The sequence below is a fragment of the Staphylococcus sp. KUGN1 genome (genome assembly GCF_045984185.1).
Lineage (GTDB): Bacteria > Bacillota > Bacilli > Staphylococcales > Staphylococcaceae > Staphylococcus > Staphylococcus warneri_A.
This window is the reverse complement of record NZ_JBJQIL010000013.1, coordinates 1-6,607: the sequence shown is the minus strand read 5'-3', so window position 1 is coordinate 6,607 and position 6,607 is coordinate 1. Positions and strand designations below refer to the sequence as shown.

8 protein-coding genes are annotated in these 6,607 nt (G+C 31.3%); 7 read left to right on the top strand and 1 reads right to left on the bottom strand.

Annotation, left to right across the window (positions count from 1 at the left end; all coding sequences use genetic code 11):
• Positions 1 to 537: 537 nt before the first annotated feature.
• Positions 538 to 1,395 (top strand): replication initiation protein, encoded by an 858-nt coding sequence (locus ACJQQZ_RS12470; protein ID WP_019236282.1) that lies wholly within the window; start codon positions 538 to 540, stop codon positions 1,393 to 1,395.
• Positions 1,396 to 1,539: 144 nt separating this feature from the next.
• Positions 1,540 to 1,674 (top strand): beta-class phenol-soluble modulin, encoded by a 135-nt coding sequence (locus tag ACJQQZ_RS12465; protein WP_002465837.1) that lies wholly within the window; start codon positions 1,540 to 1,542, stop codon positions 1,672 to 1,674.
• A 672-nt stretch (positions 1,675 to 2,346) separates the two neighbouring features.
• Here ACJQQZ_RS12465 and ACJQQZ_RS12460 read toward each other — a convergent pair.
• Positions 2,347 to 3,045 carry a hypothetical protein gene (locus ACJQQZ_RS12460; RefSeq protein ID WP_305807842.1) on the bottom strand — a complete coding sequence of 233 codons (699 nt, stop codon included), beginning with the start codon at positions 3,043 to 3,045 and terminating at the stop codon, positions 2,347 to 2,349.
• 139 nt (positions 3,046 to 3,184) lie between these two features.
• Between ACJQQZ_RS12460 and ACJQQZ_RS12455 the strand changes: the two genes are divergently transcribed.
• From ACJQQZ_RS12455 to ACJQQZ_RS12435, 5 genes are all read left to right on the top strand, one after another.
• Complete coding sequence (locus tag ACJQQZ_RS12455) at positions 3,185 to 3,781, top strand: LPXTG cell wall anchor domain-containing protein (RefSeq protein ID WP_408023169.1); 597 nt, start codon at positions 3,185 to 3,187, stop codon at positions 3,779 to 3,781.
• Positions 3,782 to 4,024: 243 nt separating this feature from the next.
• The gene (locus ACJQQZ_RS12450) at positions 4,025 to 4,492 is read left to right on the top strand and encodes a hypothetical protein (RefSeq protein ID WP_100489760.1); all 468 of its coding nucleotides are present in this window, start codon (positions 4,025 to 4,027) and stop codon (positions 4,490 to 4,492) included.
• Positions 4,493 to 4,706: 214 nt separating this feature from the next.
• On the top strand, positions 4,707 to 5,090 hold the full coding sequence (locus tag ACJQQZ_RS12445) for a plasmid mobilization protein (RefSeq protein ID WP_019236252.1): 384 nt from the start codon (positions 4,707 to 4,709) through the stop codon (positions 5,088 to 5,090).
• Entirely contained in the window at positions 5,072 to 6,037 is a 966-nt protein-coding gene (locus ACJQQZ_RS12440) for a relaxase/mobilization nuclease domain-containing protein (protein ID WP_019236253.1), read from the top strand. The genes ACJQQZ_RS12445 and ACJQQZ_RS12440 overlap by 19 nt, the downstream gene beginning before the upstream one ends.
• Complete coding sequence (locus ACJQQZ_RS12435; RefSeq protein WP_019236254.1) at positions 6,006 to 6,467, top strand: DUF334 domain-containing protein; 462 nt, start codon at positions 6,006 to 6,008, stop codon at positions 6,465 to 6,467. The genes ACJQQZ_RS12440 and ACJQQZ_RS12435 overlap by 32 nt, the downstream gene beginning before the upstream one ends.
• Positions 6,468 to 6,607: the final 140 nt, after the last annotated feature.

Genomic DNA, 6,607 nt, shown 5'->3' with positions numbered 1-6,607 from the left:
AAACTGTTTCGACGAATGTCGGTATAGCGTGAGCTATGAAACCGACGAGTCGACAGTTTTTGGGTTTATTAAGGGTTCAGAGGCTCAATGTCAATAAAGCAATTGGAATAATGCATTAAAGTTATATCACTTATTGCTTTTTTAAATAATAAAAACCAACCACAAATGTGGTTGGTTTCCTTTTTGTCTTTTGAATTTGTGAGGGGCAAATTGCCCCGAACTTTTTAATATCTTTTTATAAATCTTTTTAAGACCTTTATAAGTATTGTTTGATCCTTAGAGCGACAAGAGGTTTGAGATGACAAAGGCAACTTTTTGTAACTACAAAGGCAACTTTTTGTAACTACAAAGGCAACTTTTTGTAACTACAAAGGCAACTTTTTGTAACTACAAAGGCAACTTTTTTACAAAAAGTTGCCTTTGTAGTTAAATTGATGCTATTATAGTTTTAAATTAAAATGGTTACATACTATTAAGACACCTATTATTTTTTTAAGTGTCCTAATTTTTGTTTACTGCTTAGGAGGGTTTATAAACATGCCTGGAGAAACTGTTGTCTATCAAAATGAAATGAATTTAGTTCCTTTACGTAAGTTTACCAGCACAGAAATCGATATATTTTTTAGTCTTTGTAATAAGTTAAAAGAACAAGATATAAAAGAATTAACTATCCCTTTTGAGGAGTTACGTCACTTAAGTAATTACTATCATCGTTCCCTAAAACGTTTTGTTAAAGATTTAGAACATGTATACGATAAGATGTTAACTTTAACTTATACTGAAAGAAGTGGCCTATCTTTCAAAAAATTTGTATTGTTTACAGGATATGAAGTTGATGTTGATGAACAAGAATTAATTGTTAGTATTAACCCTAAATTAAAGCACGTTTTAAATGAAATAACAGCTGATTTTACTAAGTTTGAATTGAAAGAAATGACACACCTTAAATCAACATACTCTAAAAATATGTTTAGGTTATTAAAACAATATAAACACACAGGCTATTTCAAAATTCAAATTGAGGATTTTAGAGAGCGACTAGATATTCCTAATAGTTACCGTATGACACATATTAATCAAAAAGTATTAGTCCCTATCATTAAAGAGTTAGGTTTTATTTTTAACAACCTTAATATCAATAAAATAAAGGCAAAAAAAGGTCGCAAAATTGAATGGCTAGAGTTTACGTTTGATGCTGAGAAACGTATTCACTCCAAGAGACAACCGGAAATGACAGTTTCAGGCAAAACCAAACACATGATAAATCGGGAAAAAACACCAAAATGGTTAGAAGAAAGGACTTATGAGAAGAGAAAAGAAAAGAAATATGACCCACAGCTTGAAAAAGATCGGGAAGCTTTTTTAAAACAACTTCAAGTTGATTGGGAAGAATGAGTAAGAAAATACTCATTCTGATAAAAATATATTTCACATGCTATGCTGTGTTAAAATAATGTAAATCCTATTTACAAAACCATGTAATAAATGTTATTTGTATATAAGATTATATTTATAATTTATACAAAGGGGTGAATATTGATGTCAGGTATCGTTGAATCATTACATAATGCTGTAAATTCAGGTTTACATGTCAAACAAGATTGGGTAGACATGGGATTTGGTATTGCGAATACAATCGCTAAAATTGCAGATCAAGTTTTAAAATATGTTTAATCGATAAACAAAAAAACTATCCATAAAATTGAAGAATTTATGGATAGTTTTTTTACGCTGAAAATCATTAGTAAACAATCCTTATATTCAGGTAATTACTTCTATATTTTTAGATATTGTAATTTACAAATATCTCCCTAAAAGCTATACTGAAAATAACAAGTGAAGTATGGTTCGCCATATGCAAAAAACCCCACTGCCGACCAAAGCAAAGTGGGGTTTTTATTTATCTTTTTAGGTTATCTGTAATGTAGTTCGCAACTACACCAGCGATAACAGATAAGATAAATGTTCCAACAAGTGAAAGTATCGTTAACGCCATATGCGCACCTCCTTTCATGCACAGGAAGTGCCATATCTATTATATATATCGAAAGACCAAGACGAAAGAGCCACATTATAGATAGATTTTGTATGTAGGCATACAGTATGCAACACTTAGACATTGATAACTGAATAAAGATACAAAATGTCATTTAATGAAAATGTATGAAAACGTGTCATTGGGGTAATGTATAAAAGATGAATATCCTATAATCCGAACCAAAAGGGACAAACGCTGAAATGACGGCGTTTGTCCCTTTTGAGTTAGTTAACATAATTAACGATTATAGGTAGTGACTTTGTATAAAACATGTATTTTCGATTTAATTTCACATTATTTTTTTAATATTATTTAGATTCTCCCATTTCAACTTCTTTAGCTTTGTCACCAACTCTAGTTATGAGATACTCATTAACTTCATCTATATCGTCATAATATTTTAAACCAGCAAATTTTTTGTCAGAGAATTTTTTAGGATTAACAACTTTGTCAAAATCGTATTTTAATTCACGGTTATCTACATAGATACCTTTCGTTGGAGTATCTTCATTAGGGTCTTCTTTATAATCATCAGAAATTGTATCAAAACCATGAATTAAAAATTTGAAAGATGATTTATCAGAGGAAGAAGACATTTTAATCTTTTGTGCTTTAGGCTCTTTGTATTTAGTATCTTGTACCTCATCAGGGTTTTTATCAACCAAATCTAAAACTTCTTTCTTATCGGTCTTAAAGTATTCTTTATCTTCTTTTTTCATTTGATTTTTAATCTCTTTCTTATCCATCTTAGCTATTTTTGAAACAGTGGTTTCATCAGTACCATCATATAACTTAGCTTTACCATTCTTAGAAAGAACATAAAAACCAATGGTGGAGTCTTTTGATAATCCATCTTCATCAGTTATTATATAACTAATATGTTCATTATCATCTTTTAATATTTTATTCATATTAACATTTTTTTCGTTAGCAACATCAGTACCACAACTAGCTAAAAATAGAGACGAAGAACATATAATCAAACCACATTTTATAATATTTTTCATAAAAATCCCCCTCCTCATTAATGTATATTTATAATAATACATTAATATAATAAAAAAATATAGATATACCATCACTTTTTAATAGTTTATGTTATAATTTAGTTGTAATTTTTAAAAATATAGAAGGGGGATAAATTTCATGAAACAAACTAAAACTTTAGGAGCAACAACATTAGCCGGTGCTTTATTATTTACAGGTTTAGGTCATGCAGATGCTGCAGAAAACGTTACTAAATCACAAGCTGAAGATAGCGTAAAAAATTTAGTAACTAACAACAATAATTTTCATCCAAAAGAAGGAACTAAATTCACTGAATTTTATCAAGATGATGTAGATTATCCAGTAGATAATAGTTACCCAATCATTTTTGGTGAAGAACCAAACCAATCTCCTACAACATTATTTGTTAAAAAAGATACTGGTGATATTTATAACTATGATGGTAATTTAATCCAAAAAGGTTCAGCTAGTTCTGAAGATACTACACAAAATAATAGTCAATCTGCACAATCTACTGACAACAGTGTAGCTATTCAAGATAATACTCAACAACAAACACAAGTTACTGATAACAACACTACAGCTCAAAATAATACTCAAGAACAATCTCAAGCTAAAGCATTACCAGAAACTGGTGAAGAATCATCAAATGCTACATTAGTAACAATGATTGCATCAGTATTATTAGCTGCTGGTTCATTATTAACATTCAAACGTTTTTCAAAAGAAAAATAAATTTATCAAAAAAGAGAGTTTAAATTCTGAGCTCTCTTTTTTGATGCATTTTTTGAGTTGAGTTAACTATTCTATTTAATATTTTTTACTTACTATATTTGATAGATAGCTTTTAATAGTAGGAAAATTAACTGAGTGAATTTAAACAAATGTTTCAATAAAATATATTTATTTAAAAAAACATATTACTATAGTCAACTTTAATGTTAAAATTTAATAAAATATTATATTGGAGGATACATAATGAAAAAAGAAGTAGCGTTTTCTTTATCCATTTTATTCTTTTGGATTAAAGGCCATCTATCAGTAGATTCTAGATTTGTAAAAGTTAATACAGCTAATTCTATTTTTGGAATTTTTCCAGCTGGAAAGGACTCTGAAACAATTCCTTTAAAAAATATTAGCTCAACTAAATTATCTAGTAAATATAAAATAATGCCTATGATTTTTGGGATTATTATCATGTTAATTGCATTGTCTATGATTGGATCTTCATTTTTCTCAGCATTAATCTTCTTTTTAATTGGTGCTTTAATTTTTGGTAGTGGTATGTTAACTACATTAATTATTCAACGAGCAGGAAATGATTATTTAGTGTCTGTTCCTTTTTTTGAAAAAAGTAAATTAATTAATGCCCAAGACTATATTGAAGAAGCATTAGCAAATGATACGGATAAAACAGACTTAAATCAATTTTTTGATAAAAAATAACTTTTATAGTGGCTAGCAAATAGCCACTATTTTTTCGTAAGAAAAAATCCTAAGGGGCTTGGGGATAATCCCCAACAAGCAGGCGATGCTACCACGTGAGTGGCTAGCAAAGCCAATGCTTGCCAAACCACTATATTACTTGATGAAATTTAGATTATCATATAATCTAAATTTATATTAAGTAATATCTTTCGTAGAAAGCGTGGTGGGATGTATGAGCGAACAAAACCATTTTGTGGCTAGCGACGAAACTGTTGGGCAAAACCATAAACCTAACCGTAAAGAGCCGAAACAAATTAGTTTTCGTGTGAGCGAATCCGAATATTTAAAGTTAAAGCAGTCGGCTGAAACTTTAAATATGAGTGTGCCTGCTTTCGTTAAGAAAAAGGCACAAGGCAGTCGATTGGTCGCACCTAAATTTGATAAAGAATCGCGACAATCGATTGCGAAAGATTTAAGTCGATTAGGGGCGAATGCCAATCAAATTGCGAAATATTGTCATCAACATCAATATGACGCTCCGAATTATAGCGCATTAGAACGTAATATCAATGAATTACGTGAAAGGTTGGATGACATATGGCAACAACTAAATTAAGTGCGACGAAATCAACATCTCGTGCCATTAATTATGCTGAGAAACGTGCTGTTGAAAAAAGCGGCTTAAATTGTGATGTGGATTATGCGAAATCGAGTTTTAAAGCCTCACGTGAGTTATATGGCAAAACTGATGGTAATCAAGGGCATGTGATTATTCAATCATTCAAACCCGATGAAGTAACTCCAGAACAATGTAATCAGTTAGGTTTAGAACTCGCTGAAAAACTAGCACCCAATCATCAAGTGGCTGTGTACACACATAATGATACAGATCATGTACACAACCATATCGTGATTAATTCGATTGACCTCGAGACAGGTAAGAAATTCAACAACAATAAACAAGCATTACATAATGTCAGAAATTTTAATGATGAGATTTGTCGGGAACACGGTTTAAGTGTGCCAGAACGTGATACTGCAAAATTAAGATATACCCAAGCTGAAAAAGCATTAATAGAAAAAGATCAATATTCTTGGAAAGATGATTTACGAGAAAAAATTGAAAATGCGAAAGACCATACAAGTGATTTTAAGAGCTTTTCAGAGCATTTAGAGAAATCCGGTATCGAGTTTAAAGTCAGAGGCAAAAACGTCTCATATAAGCCTGAAAACGTCAATAAATGGGTACGTGGCAAAACACTTGGCGAAGATTACGACAAGGGGGCATTAGAATATGAGTTTGAAAGACGAGAAAGAGAAGAAGAAAAGGAATCAGAGCGAGACGCAGTCGCAGCGTACACAGACCAATTCGAAGTTGACTGGGACGCCGTCGAACACAACACAGAACAACTTAGAAAGACAAGAATTAGACGAACTGAAAAAACAAAACAAGCTCATCATCAAGTATCTAACAGAGATACAAGAGAACCAGAACGCACGAGAGAAAGAACAAAAACAACTCACATCGAATTTGACAGAGGCGACGAAGGATTTTCGAGATAATGGTGTTAAAGTCCATAATAGCTTTACTCATATACTTAAAGAAAAATTGGATAAAGTCGATACCGATGAATTAGCTAATATAATCGGCAGAGATATTTATAAAGTGCGTGATGAAAATGAACGTATGTTGCAAGAAGTGAGAGCGTCACATGAAGCATACCAAAAGAAAATTAAACTCATGTATCGAGGAATGGGCATAATGTTATTAGTCTTTATGCTTTTTACGTTAGTCATGACTATTGGCAGTGATTTTATGGATTTTATACATGTCGATATACTTCAAAAAGCAATAGCTAGTAAGATTAAAACGTCTGAGGGCTTTATGACGTTGGTTTGGTACATTGCTTATGGCTTACCGTATATCATTGCGATAGGTGGATTTATTTATCTTTATGAATGGATTAGAAAGAAATTCGAAGTCTTTTTGTAATTATGAGGACGCAATTATGCCGAGAAAATTTATTGTGCATTGAGAAGAACCCTTAATTAAACTGTTTCGACGAATGTCGGTATAGCGTGAGCTATGAAACCGACGAGTCGACAGTTTTTGGGTTTATTAAGGGTTCAGAG

Excerpts from the sequence above, each read along its gene's own strand:
- ACJQQZ_RS12470 (WP_019236282.1), top strand. The coding sequence starts at position 538 with ATGCCTGGAGAAACTGTTGTCTATCAAAATGAAATGAATTTAGTTCCT.
- ACJQQZ_RS12465 (WP_002465837.1), top strand. The coding sequence starts at position 1,540 with ATGTCAGGTATCGTTGAATCATTACATAATGCTGTAAATTCAGGTTTA.
- ACJQQZ_RS12460 (WP_305807842.1), bottom strand. The coding sequence starts at position 3,045 with ATGAAAAATATTATAAAATGTGGTTTGATTATATGTTCTTCGTCTCTA.
- ACJQQZ_RS12455 (WP_408023169.1), top strand. The coding sequence starts at position 3,185 with ATGAAACAAACTAAAACTTTAGGAGCAACAACATTAGCCGGTGCTTTA.
- ACJQQZ_RS12450 (WP_100489760.1), top strand. The coding sequence starts at position 4,025 with ATGAAAAAAGAAGTAGCGTTTTCTTTATCCATTTTATTCTTTTGGATT.
- ACJQQZ_RS12445 (WP_019236252.1), top strand. The coding sequence starts at position 4,707 with ATGAGCGAACAAAACCATTTTGTGGCTAGCGACGAAACTGTTGGGCAA.
- ACJQQZ_RS12440 (WP_019236253.1), top strand. The coding sequence starts at position 5,072 with ATGGCAACAACTAAATTAAGTGCGACGAAATCAACATCTCGTGCCATT.